The organism is Kitasatospora phosalacinea (assembly GCF_000716545.1).
GTDB classification, from domain to species: Bacteria; Actinomycetota; Actinomycetes; order Streptomycetales; family Streptomycetaceae; genus Kitasatospora; species Kitasatospora phosalacinea.
Genome location: NZ_JNWZ01000029.1, coordinates 61,033 through 84,923, shown reverse-complemented (window position 1 = coordinate 84,923; position 23,891 = coordinate 61,033). Strand labels below are relative to the sequence as shown.

Below are 23,891 nucleotides of genomic sequence, written 5' to 3'. Positions count from 1 at the left end.
GGGCGCCCTTTCGGTCACGCGTCGCAGAACTGCTAGTTGTCGCCGTCCTCGTCGATCAGGAAGCCCCGCATCGGCGCGGGAGCCTGCTGCATCGGCTGCGGCGGCTGCGGCCGGACGGCCGCCATCGGCTGGGTCATGCCCGCCGGGGCCATCGCCCCGTTGCTGCTCCCGGAGCCGCCGCCGAAGGACGGGGCACCGGACGAGCCGCCGAAGGAGGAACCGCCGAAGGACTGGTTCCCGCCGAAGGACGGGGTGGAGCCGAAGGACGGCGCCGGGGAGGACATCGCGCTGGCACCGGCGGGCGCCATCGACGACGCGGCCGGCGGCAGCGAAGCGGTGGCGGGGATCCGCGGCGGGGCGAGCGAGTCGTCCGCCTGCGACTCCAACTGGCGCAGCTGGGTCTCCAGGTAGGACTTCAGCCGCGTGCGGTACTCGCGCTCGAAGGCGCGCAGGTCCTCGACCTTGCGCTCCAGGGTGGCGCGGGCGGACTCCAACGAGCCCATCGCAACGCGGTGCTTCTCCTGGGCGTCCCGCTCCAGGGCGTCGGCCTTGGCGCGGGCGTCCCGCTCCAGGCCCTCGGCGCGGCTGCGGGCCTCGCCGACGATCTTGTTGGCCTCGGAGCGGGCCTCGGAGATGGCCTGGTCCGCGGTCTGCTGGGCGAGCGCCAGGACGCGGGCCGCGCTGTCGCCGCCGGGGCCCTGCTGCTGCTGCATCGGGTTGCCCATCGGGCCGCCCATCGGCTGGAGCTGCTGGCCGCCCATCGGCTGGAGCTGCTGGCCACCCATGGTCTGGCCCATCTGCTGCTGCATCGGGTTGCCCATCGGCTGCAGCATCTGGCCGCCCATCGGCTGGACCAACTGCTGCTGGCCGCCCATGGTCTGGCCCATCTGCTGCTGCATCGGGTTGCCCATCGGGTTCCCCATGCCCTGCTGGTTCCCCATGCCCTGCTGGTTGCCCATGCCCTGCTGCGGGCCGGCGGGCAACTGCGGGGCACCGGAGGGCAGACCCAGCGGCTGGTTCCCCATGCCCTGCTGGTTGCCCATGCCCTGCTGGTTGCCCATGCCCTGCTGCGGGCCGCCCAGCTGCTGCGGACCGGGGCCCTGCTGGCCGGGCACCGGCGGGCCGGATATGGCGGCGGGGACGGGGGCGCCGGGGCGGCCGCCGTCCTGCGGGGCCTGCTGCTCCTTGCGCATGTTGGCCTGGTTCTGCGCGGCGGCACGCGTGGCGGCGGCCAGCTTGGCCCGCAGGTCCTCGTTCTCGCGCAGCAGGCGGGTCAGCTCGGCTTCGACCTCGTCGAGGAAGGCATCGACCTCGTCCTCGTCATAGCCTTCGCGCAGCCGGACGGTCGTGAACTGCTTGTTCCGAACGTCCTCGGGGGTCAATGGCATCTCTTCACCTCAACGTGATCGTCGGACCGGCATCCTGTCGCATCGTTCAGAACGACAGGCGCTGCACGAGCGAGATCAGGACATACACAATGATCATCAGTACGAAGAAGGACAGGTCGAGCGCCACGCCCCCGAGACGCAACGGCGGGATGAAACGCCGAAGAAGCTTGAGTGGCGGATCCGTGACAGTGTACGTGGCCTCCAGCACCACCACCATGGCCTTCCCGGGACGCCATGAACGGGCGAACTGGAAAACCCAGTCCATGACGAGTCGGAAGAGCAGGATCAGCAGGAACACGGTCAGCACCCAGTAGAGCACCGAACCGAAGATCCCCATCGCGTCTCCCTCTCCCTGGCCGACGTTCCGTCAGTGACGCTCTGTCAACGGACCCACACATGTGGTCGTGGGTTCGGGTCAGCTCTGGTTGAAGAACCCACCCTCGGCGATCCGAGCCTTGTCCTCCGCCGTTACATCGACGTTAGCAGGCGACAGCAGGAACACCTTCTGCGTCACGCGCTCGATACTGCCGTGCAGACCGAAGACCAGTCCAGCGGCGAAGTCTACGAGCCGCTTGGCGTCCGTGTCGTCCATCTCGGTCAAATTCATGATCACGGGAGTGCCGCCGCGGAACTGTTCCCCGATGGTACGGGCCTCGTTGTAGGTCCTCGGGTGCAGCGTGGTGATGCGGTACGGCTCTCGTTCGTTGACGACCTTGGGCATGATCACCGGGGTGCCCTTCTCCAGGTTGCGGTGGCGCTCGGATGTGATGGACGACACGGGAGCCATCCGCGGCTGCTCCTGCCGGATCGGGACCGCGGCGGGCACCGGCTGGGGCGCGATGTGGGCCACGGGCGCCGGCTGCGGGGCGGGCGCCGCCGCGGGCGCCGCGGCCCTGAGGTCCTCGGTCCGGCCGGTGCGGATCGGCTCCGGATCCGCGTCGTAGTCGTCGTCGGGGTCGTACCCCTGGCTGTCGTAGGTCTCGTCCTCGACCAGACCGAGATAGACCGCCATCTTGCGCATCGCGCCGGCCATGCTGCTGTCTCCTCCGCTCATGCGCCCACCGTGTCGCCTGCGGATGCCGTGGTCCTCTTACGACCTGTCAGGCCGACGGTCCGTCAGACCGCGGAGTGTGCGCTCGGATGCGATCCACGGTTTACCAGCAGACTGATCATCTGCTAGGTTCTGTCCTATTTTGTCCTGCAGTCTGATCTACTTACCCGGTGACGTTACCCGAGCGGTGACCGCACTCCGAGCACCGCCGTACCGACGCGTACATGTGTCGCTCCGGCGGCGATGGCCTGCTCCAAGTCCCCGCTCATCCCTGCCGAGACCATGGTCGCAGCCGGATGGGCCGCGCGTACGTCGCTTGCGATTTCCGCCAGCCGCGCGAAGGCGCGCGCGGGGTCGCCCGCCAGCGGGCCGGCGAGCGGTGCGACCGTCATCACACCGTCCAGGCGCAGCCCGGGCGTGTCGGCGATCTTCTCCGCCAGCGCGAGCACCTCGGCGGGCGCGACGCCCGCGCGGTGCTCGCCCTCTCCCGCCTCCTTCTCCAGGGCGACCTGCACCAGGCAGCCCAGCGGCGGGCGTTCGGCGTTGCGCACGGCGGCGGCCAGCGAGTCGACCAGGCGGGCCCGGTCCACCGAGTGCACCACGTCGGAGTAACGGACCACCGAACGGGCCTTGTTGGTCTGCAACTGGCCGACGAAGTGCCAGGTCAGCGGGAGGTCCACGCAGCGCTCGGCCTTGGGGGCGGCGTCCTGGTCGCGGTTCTCGGCGACGTCGGTGACGCCGAGCCCGGCGAGCAGGGCGGTGTCCTCGGCGGGGTGGGTCTTGGTCACCACGATCAGGGTGACCTCCTCGCGCGGGCGGCCGGCCGCGGCGCAGGCGTCGGCGATCCGGCGCTCGACCACGTCGAGGTTGGCGCCGAGCTGCTCGTAGCGGGCCCGCTGCCCCTCGGTCAGGGCGGCGGAGAAGTCGGGTCCGCCCGGGAACGGGCCGTAGATGTCGTTCGTCATGAGTGTGAGGGCCCCAGCCAGACGTAGCTCGCGAGTCGGCCGGTCCGCTGCTCCCGACGGTAGGAGTAGTGGTCCGGCGATTCGAGGGTGCAGACGGATGATCGCACCACATCCTGCACGCCCGCCTCGGCGAGCTGTGCGGCGACCCCGGCGGGCACGTCCAGCGCGGGGGTGCCCCAGGAGGTCTCGGCGCGCGCGGCCGGGACGAGCGCGGCGACCTCGGCGCGCATCGGCTCCGGCACCTCGTAGCAGCGGCCGCAGACCGCGGGGCCGACGGCGGCGAGGATCCGCTCGGGCCGGGCTCCCAGTTCGCGCATCGCGGCGAGCACCGCGGGGACGACCCCGGCGGCCAGCCCCGGCCGTCCGGCGTGCGCCGCGCCGACCACCCCGGCGGCGGGGTCGGCCAGCAGGACGGGCGTGCAGTCGGCGGTGAGCACGGCGAGGGCCAGCGGGCGGTCGGTGACCACCGCGTCCACCCGCGGCGCGGCGCCCTCGGGCTGGCGCTCCGTCACCACCGCGACCTCGGCGCCGTGCACCTGGTTCATCCAGACCACGTCGGCCGGATCCAGGCCCAGTTCCCGGGCCGCGAGGAAACGGTTCTGCTTGACGGATTCGGGCGAATCGCCCACCGCACCGCCGAGGTTGAGCTCCCCGTACGGCGAGGTGCTCACCCCGCCCCACCGGGTGGTGGAGGCGAAGTGAGCACCGTGTCGGGAGAACGTATGGATCACTTGAGGAAGTCCGGCACGTCGAGCTCCTCGGCGGGGCTCTCGACGTACGGCTTCAGGACCGGCTGCACCTGCGGCGGCACCGGCGGAGCGGTGGCCGTCACCTGCGTCGGGGCCTCGGCCGGGCGGACCGGCTCCTCGGGGCGGGTGACGGAGCCGATCGAACCGTAGGACGGCCGGCCGGTCGGGCGGTCGGCGGCCGGGGTCGAGGCGGACGAGGAGCTGGAGGTGGAGGCGGAGGCGGACTTCACCACCGGCTCGCGGACGATGGCCGGCGGCTGGCCGCCGTCGAACCCGGCGGCGATCACGGTGACCCGGACCTCGTCGCCGAGCGCGTCGTCGATGACCGCGCCGAAGATGATGTTCGCCTCCGGGTGGGCGGCCTCGCTGACCAGCTGGGCGGCCTCGTTGATCTCGAACAGGCCGAGGTCGGAGCCGCCGGAGATGGAGAGCAGCACGCCGCGGGCGCCGTCGATGGACGCCTCCAGCAGCGGCGAGGAGATCGCCATCACCGCGGCGGCCTTGGCGCGGTCCTCGCCGCGGGCCGAGCCGATGCCCATCAGCGCCGAACCGGCGTCCGACATGACCGACTTGACGTCGGCGAAGTCGAGGTTGATCAGGCCGGGGGTGGTGATCAGGTCGGTGATGCCCTGGACGCCGGAGAGCAGCACCTGGTCCGCGGAGCGGAAGGCGTCCAGCACCGAGACCTGGCGGTCGGAGATCGACAGCAGCCGGTCGTTCGGGATGACGATCAGGGTGTCGACCTGCTCGCGCAGGCTGGCGATGCCGTCCTCGGCCTGGTTGGCCCGGCGGCGGCCCTCGAAGGTGAAGGGGCGGGTGACCACGCCGATGGTCAGGGCGCCGAGCGAGCGGGCGATGTTGGCCACCACGGGCGCGCCGCCGGTGCCGGTGCCGCCGCCCTCGCCGGCCGTCACGAAGACCATGTCGGCCCCCTTGAGGACCTCCTCGATCTCCTCGCGGTGGTCCTCGGCGGCCTTCCGGCCGACCTCGGGGTTGGCGCCGGCGCCGAGGCCGCGGGTGAGCTCACGGCCGACGTCCAGCTTCACGTCGGCGTCGCTCATCAGCAGCGCCTGGGCGTCGGTGTTGATCGCGATGAACTCGACGCCCTTGAGCCCGACCTCGATCATCCGGTTGATGGCGTTGACTCCGCCGCCGCCGATGCCGACGACCTTGATGACCGCGAGGTAATTCTGGGGTGCTGCCACGTCGGGGCCTCTCGCCTCGAATTTCCGGGTCGGCTCCCCTGGATTGTGAAGGCCGACGGATGTCGATGGGTGGGAAGCACGTGGTTCCAACCCGAACCCTAAACTTGAGGTTGAGGGTTATGGCTGTGCCGGTGTCACCTCGGTGTCGAGCACAGCTCGTTGACACAGGACAGTAGGTCGCAACCGGCGCGTGTTTCAACGAACACGCCGAGCTTCCCTTTTTCTTTTGAGCCTATGTGATCATCGACCCCTCGGTGAAACCGGGGTGACCACCAAGGGTCGGACCGGAGCCGGGGCTCCGTCAATACCGCCCCGGGGACAGAACTTACCGGATCAACCCGACACCGCCGGGGCATCCGGCGCAGTCACGTCGTAATTCGACGCCTTCTGACCGAGCAGGGCCGTCAGCACCTTCGCCTTGCGCGGGGTGTCCTCGGCGCTGCCCCAGCGGACGGTCGCGCCGGAGGCCAGCCGCAGCCGGATGTCGTCGTAGGAGTAGACCGTGAGCGAACCGGCCTGCTTCGCCACGTCCGGCGGCAGTCCGGCGGCCACCGTGATCGCCGAGCGGACCAGGGTCGGCCGGTCGATGACGGCCACCGCGTCCTGGGCGGGCCCGCTCGGTTCGAGGGCCACCACCGGGACGCCGGGCGGGGGCCCGGGCTCAGTGGCGAATTCCACACCGTCGGCGTCGACCTGGACGAAACCGCCGCCCTCGTGCTGGATCGCCGCCACCGCGCGGCGCTCGGTCACCTTCACCCGCAGGGTGTGCGGCCAGCCCCGCCAGACCTCGACCGAGGCGACCCGGGGGACCTTCGCCACCTGGGCCTCGGCCGTGTCCAGGTCGACCCGGGCCAGCGGGCCGGCCGCGGTGCCGCCGAGCGCCCGCTCGATGTCCTGCCGGGTCAGCTTGCCGGAGTCCAGGCCCTGGACGGCCACCCCCCGGACGTCCAGCGCGGAGGAGAAGAACACCGTCCAGCCGAGGCCGCCGACCACCAGCGCGCCCAGCGCGACCAGCACCCCGACGCCCCGGCGGGACAGCCGGAGCCGGGGCGGACGGGCGGCTTCGCCGTCCTCCCCGAGCTCCTCGTCGTACTCCTCGTCAGCCACGGCGCCGGCCGCCGCGGGCGGCGTCGATCGCCTCGTACACCATCTGCACGAGCAGGTCGTCGGCGTCCCGGCGGCCGAACTCGGCGGCCGCGCGCGACATCTCCCACAGCTTGGCCGGATCGGTCAGCACCGGCAGCACGTTCTTCAGCACCCAGTCCGGGGTCAGCTCGGCGTCGTCGACCAGCAGGCCGCCGCCCGCCTTCACCATCGGCTGGGCGTTCAGCCGCTGCTCGCCGTTGCCGATCGGCAGCGGCACGAACGCGGCCGGCAGGCCGACCGCGGCCAGCTCGGCCACCGTCATCGCGCCGGCCCGGCAGAGCATCATGTCGGCCGCCGCGTACGCCAGGTCCATCCGGTCCAGGTACGGCAGCACCCGGTACGGCGGCATGCCGGGGATGTCGTCGATGGTCGGCAGCTCGTTCTTCGGGCCGACCGCGTGCAGGATCTGCACGCCGTACTGCTGGAGCCGGGGGGCGATCGCCTGCACCGTCTCGTTCAGCCGGCGGGCGCCCTGCGAGCCGCCAGAGACCAGCAGGGTGGGCAGCCGCTGGTCGAGGCCGAAGTAGTGCCGGGCCTCCGGGCGGACGGTGCCGCGGTCCAGGGTGGCGATGGTGCGGCGCAGCGGGATGCCGATGTACCGGGAGTCGCGCAGCTTGGAGTCCGGGGTGGAGACCGCGACGAAGTCGCTGTAGCGGGCGCCGATCTTGTTGGCCAGGCCGGGGCGGGCGTTGGCCTCGTGCACCACGATCGGCACGCCGGCCCGCTTCGCCGCCAGGTAGGCGGGCATCGCCACGTAGCCGCCGAAGCCGACCACCGCGTCCGCCTTGACCCGCTCGATGACCTCCTGGGCGGCGCGCACGGTGCCGCGCAGCCGGCCCGGCACGGTGATCAGTTCCGGGGTGGGCCTGCGCGGCAGCGGCACGGCCGGGATCAGCGCCAGCTCGTAGCCGCGCTCCGGGACCAGCCTGGTCTCCAGGCCGCGCTCGGTGCCGAGGGCGGTGATCCCGATGGACGGGTCGTGCCTGCGCAGCGCGTCCGCGAGCGCCATGGCCGGCTCGATGTGACCGGCGGTCCCGCCGCCGGCGAGTACGACATGCACCGAAATTCACCGCTCCCTGCGCGGCGGCCGGGGGGCCTTGCGCGCTGTGGTTTTCCTACCTGGCAGCACCCGGTCCAGGAGTGGCCCGAACCGGGAGTTGGCCCCTTTCCGCCATCTGCGGGGCCGGGCAGCCAGCGCTGCCTTCGCCGCCGGGGAGCTGCGTGCGAAGCACAGCAGCAGCCCGATGGCGCACATGGCCGACAGCATCGCGGAACCGCCGTACGAGAACAGCGGCAGCGGGACGCCCGCGATGGGCAGGAGTCCCAGCGCCGACCCCAGGTTGACCACGGCCTGAGCCATGATCCACGTGGTGGCGGCGCCCGCCGCGTACCGCACGAACGGGTCCGTGGTGCCGAGGGCCACTCGGATACCCGCGTAGCCTAGTGCCGCGAAGAGGGCGAGCACCGACAGCGTCCCCACCAGTCCGAGTTCCTCGCCGGTGGCGGCGAAGATGAAGTCGGTGTGGGCCTCCGGCAACTGCCCCCACTTCTCCACCCCGGCGCCCAGTCCGGACCCGAACGGCCCGCCCGCGGCGAGGGCGTACAGGCCGTGCAGGGCCTGGAAGCAGTCCAGGCTGGGGTCGGGCTTGGTGACCCCGACGCAGGAGAGCCGGCCGAGGCGGTGCGGCACCGTGATGATCAGCGCGGCGCAGGCGACCACCGCGATGCCGAGGGTGGCGGCGAACAGCCGCAGCGGGGCGCCGACCATCCAGAGCAGGCCGAACAGCATCGCGATCAGCACCATGGTGGTGCCCATGTCGCCGCCGATCATGATCAGCATCATCAGCACGACGGTGCCCGGCACCAGCGGGATCAGCAGGTGCTTCCACTGGTCGAGCATGTGGGTGCGCTGCTTGCGGGCCAGCAGGTCGGCCGCCCAGAGCAGCAGGGCGAGCTTGGCGAACTCGGACGGCTGGATCTGGAAGAAGCCCAGGCTGATCCAGTTCCGGTTGCCGTTGATCCGCACGCCCACGCCGGGGATGGCCACCAGCACCAGCGCGCCCACCACGCCGAACAGCAGCGGGTAGGCGGCGGTGCGCAGCACCCGGACCGGGGCCCTGGTCAGCACCACCGCGATCGCCCCGCCGAGCAGCAGCGCGACCAGCTGCTTGCGGAAGAAGAACGTCATCGGCAGGCCGTACTCCAGCACCACGCTCTGCGAGGCGGAGAACACCATCACCAGGCCCAGCACGACCAGCAGCAGCGAGGCGCCCAGGATCAGGTAGTAGGGCGTCAGCGGGCGGGCCATCAGGTAGCCGAAGCGCTCCCGGGCGGCCCGGAAGCGGGCGATCGGGCCGGCCGACTTGAAGGTGGTGGTGGTCGCCGAGATCAGCTGGAGGCCCTGCGGCGGCTCCTTCTCCCTGGTCGGCACCACGGGCTCCTCACGGTTCGGGTCACGGACGGGAACGCGCCGGGCTCCTCCGACGGCGAGGCCGCGCCCGGGGCGGTGAGCCGTCGGCGGGCGCGACCTCGTGGTGCGTGCTTCAGGGGCGCAGCGCCCGGACGGCGGCGGCGAACAGGTCGCCGCGCTCACCGTAGTTGGTGAACATGTCCATCGAGGCGCAGGCGGGCGCCAGCAGGACGGTGTCGCCCTCGTGCGCGGCGGCGGCCGCGGCCTCGACGATCCCCGCCATCGCCCCGGCGCCAGTCTGGCCCGGCGCCGGCTCGAACACCGGGACCTGCGGGGCGTGTCGTTCCAGCGCCTCGCGGATCAACTGCCGGTCCTGGCCGATCAGCACGGCGGCCCGCAGCCGGGGCGCGGCGGCGGCGACCAGCTCGTCGAAGGTGGCGCCCTTGGCGAGGCCGCCGGCGATCCACACCACGGGCTCGTAGGCGGCCAGCGAGGCGGCGGCGGCGTGGGTGTTGGTGGCCTTGGAGTCGTCGACGTAGGTCACGCCGTCGACCTCGGCGACGTGCGCGATCCGGTGCGCGTCGGGGGTGAAGGCGCGCAGCCCGTCCCGGACGGCCTTGGCGTCGACGCCGTAGGCGCGGGCCAGGGCGGCGGCGGCCAGCGCGTTGGCGATGTTGTGCGGGGCCGGCGGGTTGACGTCGGCGACGGCGCCGATCTCGGCGGCCGCGTTGGCCCGGTCGGCGACGAAGGCCCGGTCGACCAGCAGGCTGTCGACCACGCCGAGGTTGGAGACGGCGGGCGCGTCCAGGCCGAAGCCGACCGCCCGGCAGCCCTCCTCGACGTCGGCCTCGCGGACCAGCGCCTCGGTGGCGGGGTCGGCCAGGTTGTAGACGCAGGCGACCTGGTTGCCCTCGTAGATGCGGCCCTTGTCGGCGGCGTACGCCTCCATCGAGCCGTGCCAGTCGAGGTGGTCGGGCGCGAGGTTGAGCACCGCGCCGGAGTGCACCCGCAGCGAGGGCGCCCAGTGCAGCTGGTAGCTGGAGAGCTCGACGGCCAGCACGTCGTACGGCTCCTCGGCCAGCACGGCGTCCAGCACCGAGACGCCGACGTTGCCGACGGCGGCGGTGCGCTTGCCGGCCGCGGTGAGGATGGAGGCCAGCATCTGGACGGTGGTGGTCTTGCCGTTGGTGCCGGTGACGGCCAGCCAGGGGGCGGGTTCGCCGGTGGCGGGGTGCGGGGTGCGCAGCCGCCAGGCGAGTTCGACGTCGCCCCAGACCGGGACGCCGGCCTCGGCCGCGGCGGCGAACAGCGGGCTGTCGGGGGCCCAGCCGGGCGAGGTGACCACCAGCCGGGTGCCGTCCGGCAGGGTGGCGCCGTCGCCGAGGCGGACGGTGACGCCCCCTTCGGCGAGGGGGGCGGCCTTGGCCGCGAGGCCCGGACCGTCCCCGCCGTCGACGACGGTGACGTGCGCGCCGAGTCCGTGCAGGACCCGGGCGGCGCTGATCCCGGAGAGGCCGAGTCCCGCGACGACGACCGGAAGTCCGGCCCACTCCGGGTTGTTCATCCGGTCACCCATCCCGCGTAGAAGAGTCCGAGTCCGACGGCGACGCACAGGCCCTGGATGATCCAGAACCGGACCACGATCAGGACTTCGCTCCAGCCCTTGAGCTCGAAGTGGTGCTGGAGCGGCGCCATCTTGAAAACGCGCTTGCCGGTCATCCGGAACGAGCCGACCTGGATGATCACCGAAAGGGTGATGATCACGAACAGGCCGCCGAGGATGGCGAGCAGCAACTCGGTGCGGGAGACGATGGCGAGGCCGGCCAGCGCGCCGCCGAGGGCCAGCGAGCCGGTGTCGCCCATGAAGATCTTCGCGGGCGAGGTGTTCCACCACAGGAAGCCGAAGCAGGAGCCCATCAGCGCGGCGGCGACCACCGCGAGGTCCAGCGGGTCGCGGACGTCGTAGCAGGAGGCGGTGGCCTTGATCGCGTAGGCGCAGTTCTGGCCGTGCTCCCAGAGGCCGATGAAGGTGTAGGCGCCGAAGACCATCACCGAGGCGCCGGTGGCCAGGCCGTCCAGACCGTCCGTCAGGTTCACGCCGTTCGACATCGCGGCGATCATGAAGTAGGCCCAGATGACGAACAGCACCGGGCCGATCGCCCAGCCGGAGTCCTGCACGAAGGACAGCTTGGTGGAGGCGGGGGTCAGGCCGCGGCTGTCGCTGAACTGCATCGCCAGGATGGCGAAGGCCAGCGCGACGAAGGACTGGCCGAGCAGCTTCGCCTTGGCCCGCAGGCCCAGCGAGCGGCGCTTGACGACCTTGATGTAGTCGTCCAGGAAGCCGACCAGGCCGAGGCCCGCCGTCAGGAACAGCACCAGCAGGCCGGAGGCACTGGGCATTTCGCCCGTTATCGCCTTGGTCGCGAAGTAGGCGATCAGGGTGGCCAGGATGAAGGCGATGCCGCCCATCGTGGGCGTGCCCTTCTTGCTGTGGTGCGCCTTGGGGCCGTCGTCGCGGATGTACTGGCCGTAGCCGTGCCGGGCGAGCACCTTGATCAGCGCGGGGGTGCCGAGCAGGGTCAGCACCAGGCCGATCATGCCGGAGAACAGGATCTGCTTCACTTCGCGGCACCGTCCGCGAGCAGCGCCTCGGCGACCTTCTCCAGACCCACCGAACGGGAGGCCTTCACCAGGACCACGTCCCCCGGCCGCACCTGACTGCGCAGCAGCTCGATCGCCGCGTCCGCGTCGGACACCAGCACCGACTCCTCACCCCACGAACCTTCGTTCCTCGCGCCCAGTTCCATCCGGGCCGCCTCGCGTCCGCCGACCGCCACCAGCTTGGTGATGTCGAGCCGTACCGCGAGCCGTCCGATGGCGTCGTGCTCGTCGAGGCTGTCCTCGCCGAGCTCCCGCATCTCACCGAGCACCGCCCAGGTGCGGCGGCGCTCCGGGCCGGTGCCCGCCATCGTCGCCAGGGTCCGCAGCGCGGCCCGCACGGACTCCGGGTTCGCGTTGTAGGCGTCGTTGACGACGGTGAGGCCATCGGCCCGGTCGACCACCTCCATGCGCCAGCGGGACAGCGCACCCGCCTCGCTGAGTGCTTCGGCGACGCGGTCGACGGGCATCCCGAGCTCCACCGCCACCGCGGCGGCGGCGAGGGCGTTCGAGACGTGGTGCTCACCGTACAGGCGCAGCCGCACGGGTGCGGAACCGGCCGGGGTGCTGAGCGTGAACTGCGGCCGCCCGGTGGCGTCCAGGCGAACGTCCGTGGCGCGGACGTGCGCGTCCGGGGACTCGCCGAACAGCACGACCCGCGCCCTGGTGCGGCTGCTCATCGCGCGCACCAGCGGGTCGTCGGCGTTGAGGACGGCGACGCCCTCGGGCGAGAGGGCCTCCACCATCTCGCCCTTGGCCTCGGCGATGGCCTCGCGGGAACCGAACTCGCCGAGGTGGGCGGTGCCGATGTTGAGGACGAGCCCGACGGTGGGCGGGGTGATGCCGGTCAGGTACTCGATGTCGCCCTTGTGCCGGGCGCCCATCTCCATCACCAGGTGACGGGTCGTCGGGGCGATCCGCAGGGCGGTCAGCGGGTGGCCGATCTCGTTGTTGTGCGAACCGGCCGGGAAGACCGTCTCGCCGTGCTTGGACAGCAGTTGGCCGATCAGGTCCTTGGTGGAGGTCTTGCCGGCCGAGCCGGTCAGGCCGACGATCCGCACGTCGGCGGAGCGGGCGACCACGGCGCGGGCGAGCCGCCCGAGCGCGACCACCACGTCGTCCACCAGGATCGCGGGCACGCCGACGGGCCGGGTGGCGAGCACCGCGACCGCGCCGTCGGCGACGGCCTTCGCCGCGAAGTCGTGGCCGTCGACGCGCTCGCCGGCCACGCAGACGAACAGCCCGCCGGGCTCGATCTGCCGGTTGTCGGTGACCACCGCGCCGGTGATCGACGCCTGCGGGTCCGCGCTGTCGAGCGTCCCGCCGACGGCCCGCGCCGCCTCGTCCAGGGTCAGAGCAATCACCGGTCAACCTCCATGATCTGGCGCTCGATCGCGGTCCGCAGGACCTGGCGGTCGTCGAACGGGCGGACCTCGCCCTTCACGTACTGGCCCAACTCGTGGCCCTTGCCCGCCACCAGCACGGTGTCCCCGCTGTGCGCGCGGGCCACGGCCAGGGCGATCGCCTCGCTCCGGTCGGGGACGGCGAGCACCTCGCCGCGCTCCTCCTCGGGCACCTCGGCGGCGCCGGTGAGCATGGTGGCGAGGATCGTCAGCGCGTCCTCGGAGCGCGGGTTGTCGCTGGTGAGGACGGCGGTGTCGGCGAGCCGGGCGGCGATGGCACCCATCGGGGCGCGCTTGTACGGGTCGCGGTCGCCGCCGCAGCCGACGACGACGTGCAGCCGGCCCTTGGTGACCTCGCGCAGCGAGGCGAGGACGGAGCTGAGCGCGTCCGGCTTGTGCGCGTAGTCGACCACGGCGACGTAGTCCTGGCCGGCCTCGACCTTCTCCATCCGGCCGGGCACGCCGGGGACGGCGGCCACCCCGGCGACCGCGGCGTCCAGGTCGACGCCCGCGGTGACCAGCACGGTGATCGCGCCGAGCGCGTTGGAGACGTTGAACGGGCCGGGCAGCGGCACCGCGGCCTCGGCCTGCTCGCCGTTCGGGCCGACCACCCGGAACGTGGAGCCGGCCGGGCCGGGCTGGACGTCGACGGCGCGCCAGTCGGCGGCCGGGTCGCCGGACGCGGAGAAGGTGGTCATCGGGATCCGGGCCTCGCCGGCCAGCCGGCGGCCGTAGGAGTCGTCCCGGTTGGCGACGCCGTGGCGGGACTTGCCGGGCTCGAACAGCCGGGCCTTGGCCCGGTAGTAGTCCTCCATGTCGGGGTGGAAGTCGAGGTGCTCCGGCGTCAGGTTGTTGAACAGCGCGACGTCGTAGACCACGCCGTCGGTGCGGCCGTACACCAGCGCGTGGCTGGAGACCTCCATCACCACCGCGTCCGCGCCGGCCTCGCGCATCACGCCGAGCACGGCGTGCAGTTCGGTGGCCTCGGGGGTGGTGCGCTCGGACTTGACCCGCTCCTCGCCGACCCGCATCTCGACGGTGCCGATCACGCCGGCCAGCCGGCCAGCCCCGCGCAGGCCGCCCTCGACCAGGTACGAGGTGGTGGTCTTGCCGTTGGTGCCGGTCAGACCGATCATCAGCATGCTCTCGCTGGGCGCCCCGTAGACCGCGGCGGCCAGCGGGCCCATCGCCTCGCGCGGGCTGTCCACCACCAGCAGCGGGACGCCCGCGCCGGCGGCGAGTTCGGCCCCGGCGGCGTCGGTGAGCACCGCGACCGCGCCGGACGCGGCGGCCGCGGCGGCGAACGCCGCGCCGTGGTGGTTGGCACCGGGGAAGGCCACGTACACGTCGCCGGGCCGCACCGCCCGGGAGTCGTGGGTGACGCCGGTGACTTCGAGCCCGGCGGTCTCGGGGCCCTCGGCGGGGGCCAGTCCGAGCAGCCTGGCCGCCTCGGCCAGGGGCAGCGCCGCGGTGCGGCTGGGGCGGGGCGGGCTCGCGGGGGTTTGTTCGGGTTTCGGCACGGCCGGAAGGCTATCGGCCCCGCGCCCCCCGGGGCCAAACCGGGCCTGCTCCGTGACGCTGCTCACAGGGCGCTGCGCGCGCCGGGGGGTGTCGCTCATCTCAGGGTTTCCAGTCGACGGGCAGGTTCGGCGCCTCGCTGCCGCTCGGCGGGACCTGGAGGGTCTTGAGGGTGAACTCCATCACCTGCTTGAAGACGGGCCCGCACAGCTGCCCGCCGAAGTGGCCGTTGACCGGGTCCTGGATGACGCAGGAGACCGTCACCCGGGGCTGGTCCGCCGGTGCGAAGCCGATGAAGGAGGCGGTGTACCCGGAGTACTTGCCGGTCTTCGGGTCCACCCGGTTCGCGGTGCCGGTCTTGCCGGCCACCCGGTAGCCCGGGATCTTCGCGGTGTTGCCGGTGCCCTGCTCGTCGGTGACGACGGACTCCAGCATCTCGGTCAGCGTCTTCGCGGTCCGCTCGGACACCACCCGGTTCTGCGCCCCGGCGGGCGCCGGGGTGAACTTCCCGTCCGGGCCGGTGGTCCCGGCCAGCAGGCTGGGGGCGACCCGCACGCCGCCGTTGGCGATGGTGGAGAACACCGAGGTGGCCTGCAGGGCGTTCACCGACAGGCCCTGGCCGAACGGGATGGTGTACTGCTGCGAGCCGCTCCAGTCCTCGGGCTTGGCCAGGATGCCGCGGGTCTCGCCGGGGAAGCCCAGGCCGCTGGGCTTGCCGATGCCGAACCGGTCCAGGTAGTCGGCCAGCACCTTGTTGGACTCGGCCTGGGTGGCGCCCAGGTGCTCGGCCGCCTCGATGGTGCCGATGTTGGAGGACTTGGCGAGCACGCCCGCCAGGGTCAGGTACCAGGTCTCGTGGTCCACGTCGTCGTGGAACACCCGGTCCGCCCGCTGCAGCGTGTTGGGCACCTCCACGTGGGTGTCCCAGTCCGCCTTGCCGGTGTCCAGCACCGCCGCCATGGTCATCAGCTTCGCGGTGGAGCCGGGCTCGTACGCGTCCTGGAGGGCGGCGTTGCCGAGCTGGTCGGCGCGGGCCGAGGCCAGGTCGTTCGGGTCGAAGCCGGGCGAGGCGGCCATCGCCAGCACCTGGCCGGTCTTCACGTCCTGGACGACCACGTAGCCCTTCTCCGCCCCGGCGTTGGCGACCTGGTCGGTGATGGCGCGCTGGGCCGCCCACTGGATGTCCGGGTCCACGGTCAGCCGCAGATCGCTGCCGGGCACCGGGTCCTGCCGGGCGCCGCCCGCGGTGGCGACCCGGTTGCCGCCCGCCGAGGCGTACGTGGAGTGCCCGTCCTGCCCGGCCAGCTGCTGCTGGTACTGCAGCTCCAGGCCGCCGGTGCCGACGCCCTCCGCGTTGACGAAGCCGACCAGGTTGGCGGCCAGGCCGCCCGCCGGGTAGCTGCGCCGGGTCGACTGGTCCCAGAACAGCCCGGCCAGCGGGTTCACGCAGGCGGTGTCCAGGAACTGCCGGCCGCCCTTGTCGGCGGGCTTCTTGAGCAGCTGGGTCTGGGCGCGGCAGGCCGCGGTGTCCACCTGCTTGGCCAGCGCGGACTTCAGGTCGGCGATCTGGTTCTTGGTCTCCGGGGACTGCCGGGCCATCAGCAGCGCGTACTGGCTCTTCGGGTTCTTGCTGTTCGGGTGCAGCTTCTCGGCCAGCTTCTCCTTCGGCTGCCCGAGGACCGGTGCCAGCAGCGCCGCGGCCTGCTCCGGGGCGTCCGGCAGGTGGGTCGCCTCCGGGGTGAACATGGTCGGGTCGGCGGTGATGTCGTACGCGTCGACCGAGGTGGCCAGCACGGTGCCGTCCGCGGCGGTGATCGAGCCGCGCTCGGCGGGCAGCGACACCCGCACGTACTTGTTGGCGCCCGCGGCGGCGGCCAGCGCGTCGGAGTCCAGCAGCTGCAGCTGCACCAGCCGGCCCGCGAAGATCGCGAAGACCAGCAGCAGGCAGACCGTCACCAGCCGCAGCCGGCGCCGCGGGTCGGCCAGCTTGATGGTCCGCGGCCCGGACGGGGCGGGGCGGCGCGGCGGGCCGGGGCGGCGGGCCGGGCGGGCGCTGGGGCGCGGCGGGGCGACCTCCCGGTGCCCGGCGGCGGCCCGCGGCCGGGACGGGCGGGCGGGGGCGCCGTCGGCGGTGCGACGCGGTTCGCCGACCCGGCGGCGCGGCGGCTGCTCGGCGGGACGGCCGGAGCCGGACGTGCCGGAGCCCTGCCGGGACGCGGCGGAGCGGCCGGAGGCCGAACGGCCCGAGCCCGCGGCGGGACGGCCCGAGCCCGCGGCGGGACGGCCCGAGCCCGCGGCGGGACGGCCGGAGCCGGCGGGCGGGGTGCGGCGCGGGCGGGGGGCGTCGCCGGGCGGGCGGCTCACCGCTGCGCCCCGGCGGACGGGCTGGCCGGCGGTGCGGGGGCGAGGTCGATGCCGGGGTCGGCGGGGCCCGCGCCCGGCGAGGGCGAGGCGGAACCGGACGCGGAGCCGGACGCGGAGGGGTCGGCGGAGGCGGACGGGGCGGCGCTGGGGCGCGGCACCGGCGGCCTGTCCTCGGCGGGCCTGCCCTTGCCGGTGACCGTGCCGTCCGGGTTGAGGAAGGCCGGGTCGCCGCCGGGGACCATGCCGAGCTCGCGGGCCCGCCGCTCCAGCGCGTCGGGCGCGGACTGCTCGGCGATCTGCTGCTGCAGGGTCTGCTGCTGGTCGGTGGCCTCGGTGGTCTGCTTCTTGAGCCGGGAGAGGGTGAACGCCCCTTCGTTCAGGGCGGTGTTGAGCATCAGCAGCCCGAGCAGCCCGGCCGACAGCAGGGCGACCACCAGCACCGCGAACGGGGTGCGCCCCCGCATCGAGCGCGCTCCGGGCCGGACGGTGATCCGCGCCCTGCCCCCCTGCCCGGGGACGCTCCCCCGGGTCCGCTCGCCGGCCACCGGCACCGCTCCACTCCCCTTCGCTCCGCTGCTCCCGGCGGCTGGCTACCTCCGGGTCCGTCTGATCCTCTCCGCCACGCGCAGCCGTACGGGCGCGGCGCGCCGGTTCTCCTCGATCTCCTCCTCGGTGGCCAGTTCGGCACCGCGGGTGAGGAGTTTCAGCCAGGGCTGGAGCTCCTCGGGGACCACCGGCAGGCCCGGCGGGGCGGTGGAGGTGGCGCCGGCCTGGAAGTACTGCTTGACCAGGCGGTCCTCCAGCGACTGGTAGGACATCACCACGATCCGGCCGCCCACCGCGAGGGCGTCCAGCGCGCCGGGGATGGCCCGGTCCAGCACCTCCAGCTCGCCGTTGACCTCGATCCGCAGCGCCTGGAAGGTCCGCTTGGCGGGGTTGCCGCCGGTGCGCCGGGTGGCCGCCGGGATGGCGTTGCGGACCAACTCCACAAGACGAGCGCTGGTGCTGAACGGTTCCCGCTCGCGCTCGCGCAGCACCGCGGAGGCGATCTTCCCGGCGAACCGCTCCTCGCCGTACACCTTGAGGATCCGGGCCAGGTCGCCGTGGCTGTAGGTGTTGAGCACCTCGGCGGCGGAGATGCCGCGGGTCTGGTCCATCCGCATGTCCAGCGGGGCGTCCTGGGCGTAGGCGAAGCCGCGGTCGGCCTCGTCCAGCTGCATCGAGGAGACGCCGAGGTCGAACAGCACGCCGTGCACCTCGGGGACGTCCAACTCGTCCAGCACGCGCGGGATCTCGTCGTACACGGCGTGCACCAGGGTGGCCCGGTCGCCGAACCGGGCGAGCCGCTCGGCGGAGAGCTCCAGGGCCTGCGGGTCGCGGTCGACGGCGATCAGGCGGACGTCCGGGAAGCGGGTCAGCAGGGCCTCGCTGTGGCCGCCCAGGCCCAGGGTGGCGTCCACCACGACGGCGCCGGGCGCCGAGATCGCCGGAGCGAGGGCGTCCAGGCAGCGCTCCAGCATCACCGGGATGTGCCGGGGGGCGGGGCTGTCGGTACTCATACGGGGGCGGGGCCCTTCCTCAGGTGCGGTGTGGCCGGGCCATTCTCGCGCACCGGGCGGGCCGGGACGCACGCCGCCCGTGGTCCCCGCCCGCTCGCTCGGGGGAAGGAGCGACCGCCCGGCACCGGGGAAGGTGCGCCAGGTGGGCACGGAGCGGGAGGAGGCCACGGGCGGCGTGCGCGCGTACGGGCCGACCCGGCGTGGAGGGCGGCCCGCCCGGTTGCCGGACGCCGTCCGCCGTGCTCCACTGCGCCTGCAGCCTATCGCCCGCGCCCCGCCAGTCAACGCCCCGCTCCGGCGCACCACCCGGCCGGCCGTACCGGTTCGCGCAGGTCGGACCGGTTCCGGGCGGCCGCCGGGCACGGGGCGCGGGGCCCGGCGGGCGCGCCGGGCGGAGCCGTCCGAGCGGCGCGAACCGGCCGGGACGGACGGCGGGGACGGACGGTCGGCGGGCGTCCGTCCCGTGAGATCCGACCGCCCGGCCGAAACCGCGGCGGCCCGCTCCCCGTCCCAAACCGGGACAGCCTTCGCGTTGTCGCCCGGCCGGGTGACTTCTGGCCGTGGGACAGGGAAGAATGCGCCAGGTATTCGGGGTGGGCCGGGCTCGAACCAGCCGCCCGGCGACTGTGCAACATGGGAGCGTACGGGTGACGACCATCAACGGACAGGGCACGGATCAGCCGGAATCCGGCCGCCAGGACCGGCGGGAACCGGCCGGGATGGCGGAGCTGGCAGCGGTGGTCGACCGGGTCCGGAAGTCCGTGGAGAGCGTGATCGAGGGCAAGCCGGAGGCGGTCCGGATCGCCCTGACGGTGCTCCTCGCCGAAGGCCACCTGCTGCTGGAGGACGTGCCGGGCGTCGGCAAGACCATGCTCGCCAAGGCGCTGGCCCGCTCGGTGGACTGCACGGTGCGCCGCATCCAGTTCACCCCCGACCTGCTGCCGTCCGACGTGACCGGCACCAACGTCTTCGACCAGCACCAGCGGGACTTCGAGTTCCGGCCGGGCGCGATCTTCGCGCAGATCGTGGTCGGCGACGAGATCAACCGGGCCTCGCCGAAGACCCAGTCCGCGCTGCTGGAGTCGATGGAGGAGCGCCAGGTCACCATCGACGGCACCACCCACGAGCTGCCCTCGCCGTTCATGGTGATCGCCACCCAGAACCCGGTGGAGATGGAGGGCACCTACGCCCTGCCCGAGGCGCAGCGCGACCGCTTCATGGCCCGGGTCTCGATCGGCTACCCCAGCGCCGAGGCCGAGTTCGCGATGCTGGACCTGCACTCCGCGGCCAACCCGCTGGACGACCTGCAGCCGGTCGCGCACGCCTCCGACCTGCTCAAGCTGATCGACCTGGTGAAGACCGTCTACGTCGCCGACCCGGTCCGCCGCTACGCCGTCGACCTGGTCGCCGCCACCCGCACCAGCCCCGAACTGCGGCTCGGCGCCTCCCCCCGGGCCACCCTGCACCTGGTCCGCGCGGCCCGCGCGCACGCCGCCCTGGAGGGCCGCGACTACGTGCTCCCGGACGACATCCAGGTGCTCGCCGCCCCGGTGCTGGCCCACCGCCTGCTGCCGACCTCGGAGACCCAGCTGAGCCGCCGCACGGTCGAGCAGGTCGTGCTCGACCTGGTGGCCCGCCTGCCGATCCCGCGCCCGCAGGGCCGCTGAGGTGGCCCGCCCCGTCCGCGCCTCCGGGGTGCGCGCCGCGCTGCGCGGACTGACGACCCGGGGGCGGTCCTTCCTGGCGGCCGGGCTGACGGCCGCGGTCTGCGCGTTCGTGTTCGGCCAGGCCGCCCTGCTCCAGGTCGGCGTGCTGCTGGCGGCGCTGCCGCTGGCGGCGGCCGCGCTGCTGGTGCGCACCCGCTACCGGGTGGCCTCCGGCCGCCGGCTCAGCCCGCACCGGGCCGCGGCCGGCCAGGAGGCCCGGGTGCACCTGCGGCTGGACAACGTCTCCCGGGTGCCCACCGGTCTGCTGCTGCTGGAGGACAAGGTCCCGTACGTGCTGGGCCCGCGCCCGCGCTTCGTGCTGGACCGGGTCGAGCCGCGCGGCTTCCGCGAGGTGTCCTACCGGGTCCGCTCGGACCTGCGCGGCCGCTACCCGCTGGGGCCGCTGCAGCTGCGGCTGTCCGACCCGTTCGGGATGTGCGAGCTGACCCGCGCGTTCACCGCCGCGGACGTGCTCACCGTCGTCCCGCAGGTCCAGGACCTGCCGGGGGTCCGGCTGCCCGGCGAGTCCGGCGGGCAGGGCGACTCCAACAGCCACACCCTGGCGCTGGCCGGCGACGACGACGTCATCCCGCGCGAGTACCGGCACGGCGACGACCTGCGCCGGGTGCACTGGAAGTCCACCGCCCGGTACGGCGAGCTGATGGTCCGCCGCGAGGAGCAGCCGCTGCGGGCCCGCGCCACGGTGCTGCTGGACACCCGGGAGACCGCGCACCGCGGCTCCGGCCCGGCGTCCTCGTTCGAGTGGGCGGTGTCCTGCGCCGCCTCGGTCTCGGTCGACCTGGTGCAGCGCGGCTACCGCACCCGGCTGCTCACCGACACCGGCTTCTCGGTGCCCGGCGCCGGCGCGAGCGGCGGCGGCACCAGCGCCGCCGAGTCGGTCGGCACGCTGCTGGACGCGCTGGCCGTGGTCGAGCACTCCGACGGCGGCACCCTGGCCCGGGCCGAGGAGGTGCTGCGCCTCGGCGGCGAGGGCCTGCTGGTGGCGGTGGTCGGCGAGCTGGACGAGGAGCAGGTGGAGCGGCTGGCCCGGCTGCGCCGGCGCACCGGCGGCGCCGTCGTCCTGCTGCTGGACACCGGCACCTGGTCGGGGCTGCGCCACCTGCTGCCGGACAGCGCGGACGAGCAGGTCGGGGCCCGGACGGCCAGGCTGCGCGAGTCCGGCTGGACCGTGCTGCCGGTGCGGGCCGGCGACTCGCTGCCCGCCCTGTGGCGGGCAGCGGACCGCACCCAGAACACCACCGTTCCCTACCGAGACGAGGTCGGCGCTTGACCACCCGGGCCAAGTTGACGCTCTGCGCGGCCCTGGCCACCGCCCTGGCCGCGCTGTGCCTGTCCCCGCTGTTCCAGGACGCCTTCGCCCTGGCCCCGCACGGGCTGCTGATGGTCGCCGTCGCGGCCGGCGCCGGGGCCGGCCTGCGCGCCCTGCCGCTGCCCCGGGCCCTGGTGCCGCCGCTGCAGCTCGTCGTGGTGCTGTACGTGCTGCTGCTCACCACCGTGCAGTCCTCGATGAGCGCCGGCCTGCTGCCCGGCCCCGGCGCGCTGGACGCCGTCTCCTCGCTGCTGACCCGGGGCGGCGCCGACATCCAGGAGTACGCGATCCCGGCCCCGGCCACCGACGGCCTGCGGCTGATCGTGGTCGGCTCGGTCGCCCTGGTGGCCGTGCTGGTCGACGCCCTGGCGGTCACCTACCGCCGGGCCGCGGCCGCGGGCCTGCCGCTGCTCGCCCTGTACTCGGTGGCCGGCGGGCTGGCCGGGTCGCCCGGCGGGATGTGGCTGTGGTTCCTGTTCGCGGCCGCCGGCTACCTGGCGCTGCTCTACACCGAGGGCCAGGACCGGCTCACCCGCTGGGGCCGGGTCTTCCACGGCACCGGCCGTCCCGCCGTGGCGCTGTCCAACGGCGGGCGCCGGATCGGCGTGATCGCGCTGTCCGCCGCCGTGCTGCTGCCGGTGCTGGCCCCCGCCGTCGGCGGCGGCCTGTTCGACAGCCTGGGCAGCCACCGTGGCGAGGGCACCGGAGGCGGGGACGGCAAGGGCGACGAGCGCTCGCTCAACCTGGTCGTCGCGCTCACCGCCAACCTGCGCTCCAGCGACGACACCGAGCTGCTGACCTTCTCCACCGACTCGCCCGAGGCCGACCAGCTCTACCTGCGGATCGCCGAGCTCAGCGAGTTCAACGGCCAGGAGTGGCTGACCGGTGACCAGGACCCGCAGCCGATGCCGAGCACCGTGCCCGCCCCCGAGGGGCTGAGCCCGAACCTGCCCACCACCTCGGTCCGCACCAAGATCACGGTCTCCGACCGGCTGAGCACCACCTGGCTGCCGATGCCCTACCCGATGTCCTGGGTGGACCTGCCGAACAGCTCGAACTGGCGCTTCGACCCGGTCGGGCGCACCGTCGGCGGCGTCAACGGCCAGAAGAGCAAGGGGCTGAGCTACTCGGTCGGCTCGGTGGCCGTCAACGCCACCGCGGCCCAGCTGCGCGGCGCCGGGACGCCCCCGGCCGACATCTCCAAGCGCTACCTGGGCCTGCCGTCCAACCTGCCGTCCGTGGTGGCCGACACCGCCAAGGACGTCACCAAGGGCAAGAGCACCCCGTACGACCAGGCCGTCGCCCTGCAGCAGTACTTCACCAGCGGCGGCTTCACCTACAACACCAAGATCGACTCGCGGACCGGGCCGGACGCCATCGCCAAGTTCCTCCAGGACAAGGAGGGCTTCTGCGTGCACTTCGCCGCCACCATGGCCGCGATGTCCCGCTCGCTGGGCATCCCCGCCCGGGTCGCGATCGGCTTCACCCCGGGCTCCTCCAACGGCACCGACCGGGTGGTGCGCAGCTCCAACTACCACGCCTGGCCCGAGCTGTACTTCAACGGCTACGGCTGGATGCGCTTCGAGCCGACCCCGAACCGGGGCACCACCCCGCTGTACTCGGTCCAGCAGACCACGCCCACCAGCGCGCCCAGCACCGCGCCCACCAGCGCCGCGCCGAGCGAGCGGCCCTCCGCCCAGCCGTCGGCCTCCAGCGACTGCCCCCCGCAGCAGCGCCGGCAGGGCGAGTGCGGCGACGAGACCGCCCTGGCCGAGCACAGGACCGTCGAGGCGTCCTGGTGGCGGACCTGGCCGGCCCTGGTGGCCGGGTCGGGCGTCCTGCTGCTGCTGGCGGCACTGGCCTTCCCGATGCTCTGGCGCACCAGGCTGCGCCGCCGCCGCCTGGGCGCCGGCCGCCACCTGTCCGGAGCGGACGGGCCGCGGCTCACCGACGAGCAGGTGCTCGCCGCCTGGGCCGAACTCGTCGACTCCGCGTGGGACCTGGGCATCCCGCCGGACGAGGCCCGCACCCCGCGCAACGCGGTGCGCCGGCTCGCCGAGGACGCCCGCCTCGACGCCGACTCCGCGGCCGCCGCGGGCCGGGTCGCCCTCGCCACCGAGCGCGTCATGTACGCCCGCGAGTCCGACGCGCCCCCGTACCTGGGCGGCGACGTCCGGGCCGCCCGCGAGGCGCTGCGGGTGCGCGCCACCCGCGTCCGCCGGCTGCGCGCGCTGCTGCTGCCGGCCTCCGCGGTGCGGCTGTGGTGGCGCGCCCAGGACCGCGCTGCGGTCCGCCGGGAGCGCACCGCCGAACGGGTGGCGGCGGTCCGGGCGGCCGTGACCAGGCCGTTCCGGCGGCGCGAGAAGGACGGCTAGCCCTGTCGGACCCCGCGCCCGCCGGGCGCGGGGAACCGCGCGGGCCGGCGGGCGCGCACGAAAA

Annotated in this window: 19 protein-coding genes; 3 read left to right on the top strand and 16 right to left on the bottom strand. The window is 73.7% G+C overall.

The genetic code is table 11. The features are described 5' to 3' along the window. Window positions 1-32: 32 nt before the first annotated feature. The 16 genes from OO48_RS16695 to rsmH form a co-directional block, all read right to left on the bottom strand. Window positions 33-1,388 carry a DivIVA domain-containing protein gene (locus OO48_RS16695; RefSeq protein ID WP_033216892.1) on the bottom strand — a complete coding sequence of 452 codons (1,356 nt, stop codon included), beginning with the start codon at window positions 1,386-1,388 and terminating at the stop codon, window positions 33-35. A gap of 46 nt (window positions 1,389-1,434) precedes the next feature. After that, window positions 1,435-1,725, bottom strand: coding sequence for a YggT family protein (locus OO48_RS16690; RefSeq protein WP_033216891.1), 291 nt, complete (start codon window positions 1,723-1,725; stop codon window positions 1,435-1,437). A gap of 78 nt (window positions 1,726-1,803) precedes the next feature. After that, window positions 1,804-2,421 (bottom strand): cell division protein SepF, encoded by a 618-nt coding sequence (locus tag OO48_RS16685; protein WP_033216890.1) that lies wholly within the window; start codon window positions 2,419-2,421, stop codon window positions 1,804-1,806. Window positions 2,422-2,615: 194 nt separating this feature from the next. Beyond that, the gene (locus OO48_RS16680) at window positions 2,616-3,404 is read right to left on the bottom strand and encodes a YggS family pyridoxal phosphate-dependent enzyme (RefSeq protein WP_245194681.1); all 789 of its coding nucleotides are present in this window, start codon (window positions 3,402-3,404) and stop codon (window positions 2,616-2,618) included. Next, entirely contained in the window at window positions 3,401-4,135 is a 735-nt protein-coding gene (gene pgeF, locus OO48_RS16675) for a peptidoglycan editing factor PgeF (protein WP_033216885.1), read from the bottom strand. Before pgeF ends, OO48_RS16680 begins: the two co-directional genes overlap by 4 nt. Further along, on the bottom strand, window positions 4,132-5,358 hold the full coding sequence (gene ftsZ / locus OO48_RS16670) for a cell division protein FtsZ (protein WP_033216880.1): 1,227 nt from the start codon (window positions 5,356-5,358) through the stop codon (window positions 4,132-4,134). Before ftsZ ends, pgeF begins: the two co-directional genes overlap by 4 nt. A 333-nt stretch (window positions 5,359-5,691) precedes the next feature. Next, window positions 5,692-6,465, bottom strand: a complete 774-nt coding sequence (locus OO48_RS16665) for a cell division protein FtsQ/DivIB (protein WP_033216879.1) — start codon at window positions 6,463-6,465, stop codon at window positions 5,692-5,694. After that, the gene (gene murG / locus OO48_RS16660; protein WP_033216878.1) at window positions 6,458-7,564 is read right to left on the bottom strand and encodes an undecaprenyldiphospho-muramoylpentapeptide beta-N-acetylglucosaminyltransferase; all 1,107 of its coding nucleotides are present in this window, start codon (window positions 7,562-7,564) and stop codon (window positions 6,458-6,460) included. Before murG ends, OO48_RS16665 begins: the two co-directional genes overlap by 8 nt. 6 nt (window positions 7,565-7,570) lie before the next feature. Then, window positions 7,571-8,938, bottom strand: a complete 1,368-nt coding sequence (ftsW, locus tag OO48_RS16655) for a putative lipid II flippase FtsW (protein ID WP_033216872.1) — start codon at window positions 8,936-8,938, stop codon at window positions 7,571-7,573. A 109-nt stretch (window positions 8,939-9,047) separates the two neighbouring features. After that, a complete protein-coding gene (gene murD, locus OO48_RS16650) occupies window positions 9,048-10,490 on the bottom strand; it encodes a UDP-N-acetylmuramoyl-L-alanine--D-glutamate ligase (RefSeq protein ID WP_167346450.1) in 1,443 nt (480 codons plus the stop codon). Further along, window positions 10,475-11,536 (bottom strand): phospho-N-acetylmuramoyl-pentapeptide-transferase, encoded by a 1,062-nt coding sequence (gene mraY / locus OO48_RS16645; protein ID WP_033216869.1) that lies wholly within the window; start codon window positions 11,534-11,536, stop codon window positions 10,475-10,477. Before mraY ends, murD begins: the two co-directional genes overlap by 16 nt. Continuing rightward, entirely contained in the window at window positions 11,533-12,936 is a 1,404-nt protein-coding gene (locus OO48_RS16640) for a UDP-N-acetylmuramoyl-tripeptide--D-alanyl-D-alanine ligase (RefSeq protein ID WP_033216866.1), read from the bottom strand. The genes mraY and OO48_RS16640 overlap by 4 nt, the downstream gene beginning before the upstream one ends. Continuing rightward, window positions 12,933-14,594: a UDP-N-acetylmuramoyl-L-alanyl-D-glutamate--2,6-diaminopimelate ligase gene (locus tag OO48_RS16635; protein ID WP_425338550.1), complete on the bottom strand. Its 1,662-nt coding sequence runs from the start codon at window positions 14,592-14,594 to the stop codon at window positions 12,933-12,935. The genes OO48_RS16640 and OO48_RS16635 overlap by 4 nt, the downstream gene beginning before the upstream one ends. A gap of 1 nt (window position 14,595) precedes the next feature. Beyond that, entirely contained in the window at window positions 14,596-16,857 is a 2,262-nt protein-coding gene (locus tag OO48_RS16630; protein WP_081952174.1) for a peptidoglycan D,D-transpeptidase FtsI family protein, read from the bottom strand. Further along, entirely contained in the window at window positions 16,854-17,321 is a 468-nt protein-coding gene (gene ftsL, locus OO48_RS16625) for a cell division protein FtsL (protein WP_342449652.1), read from the bottom strand. The genes OO48_RS16630 and ftsL overlap by 4 nt, the downstream gene beginning before the upstream one ends. 126 nt (window positions 17,322-17,447) lie before the next feature. Further along, window positions 17,448-18,416 (bottom strand): 16S rRNA (cytosine(1402)-N(4))-methyltransferase RsmH, encoded by a 969-nt coding sequence (rsmH, locus tag OO48_RS16620; protein WP_033216861.1) that lies wholly within the window; start codon window positions 18,414-18,416, stop codon window positions 17,448-17,450. A gap of 719 nt (window positions 18,417-19,135) precedes the next feature. Here rsmH and OO48_RS16615 point away from each other — a divergent pair. Genes OO48_RS16615 through OO48_RS16605 form a run of 3 tightly spaced genes read left to right on the top strand, consistent with a single transcriptional unit; the run spans window position 19,136 to window position 23,827 of the window. Then, window positions 19,136-20,083 carry an AAA family ATPase gene (locus tag OO48_RS16615; protein ID WP_033216949.1) on the top strand — a complete coding sequence of 316 codons (948 nt, stop codon included), beginning with the start codon at window positions 19,136-19,138 and terminating at the stop codon, window positions 20,081-20,083. Between the two features lies 1 nt (window position 20,084). Next, entirely contained in the window at window positions 20,085-21,413 is a 1,329-nt protein-coding gene (locus tag OO48_RS16610) for a DUF58 domain-containing protein (protein ID WP_033216859.1), read from the top strand. After that, complete coding sequence (locus OO48_RS16605) at window positions 21,410-23,827, top strand: transglutaminase TgpA family protein (RefSeq protein ID WP_033216857.1); 2,418 nt, start codon at window positions 21,410-21,412, stop codon at window positions 23,825-23,827. Before OO48_RS16610 ends, OO48_RS16605 begins: the two co-directional genes overlap by 4 nt. The last annotated feature ends 64 nt before the right edge of the window (window positions 23,828-23,891 follow it).

Bases quoted from the DNA above. Each gene is read 5' to 3' on its own strand.
- OO48_RS16695 (WP_033216892.1), bottom strand. From the start codon at position 1,388: ATGCCATTGACCCCCGAGGACGTTCGGAACAAGCAGTTCACGACCGTC.
- OO48_RS16690 (WP_033216891.1), bottom strand. From the start codon at position 1,725: ATGGGGATCTTCGGTTCGGTGCTCTACTGGGTGCTGACCGTGTTCCTG.
- OO48_RS16685 (WP_033216890.1), bottom strand. From the start codon at position 2,421: ATGGCCGGCGCGATGCGCAAGATGGCGGTCTATCTCGGTCTGGTCGAG.
- OO48_RS16680 (WP_245194681.1), bottom strand. From the start codon at position 3,404: ATGACGAACGACATCTACGGCCCGTTCCCGGGCGGACCCGACTTCTCC.
- murD (WP_167346450.1), bottom strand. From the start codon at position 10,490: ATGGGTGACCGGATGAACAACCCGGAGTGGGCCGGACTTCCGGTCGTC.
- OO48_RS16635 (WP_425338550.1), bottom strand. From the start codon at position 14,594: ATGAGCGACACCCCCCGGCGCGCGCAGCGCCCTGTGAGCAGCGTCACG.
- ftsL (WP_342449652.1), bottom strand. From the start codon at position 17,321: ATGCGGGGGCGCACCCCGTTCGCGGTGCTGGTGGTCGCCCTGCTGTCG.
- rsmH (WP_033216861.1), bottom strand. From the start codon at position 18,416: ATGAGTACCGACAGCCCCGCCCCCCGGCACATCCCGGTGATGCTGGAG.
- OO48_RS16615 (WP_033216949.1), top strand. From the start codon at position 19,136: ATGGCGGAGCTGGCAGCGGTGGTCGACCGGGTCCGGAAGTCCGTGGAG.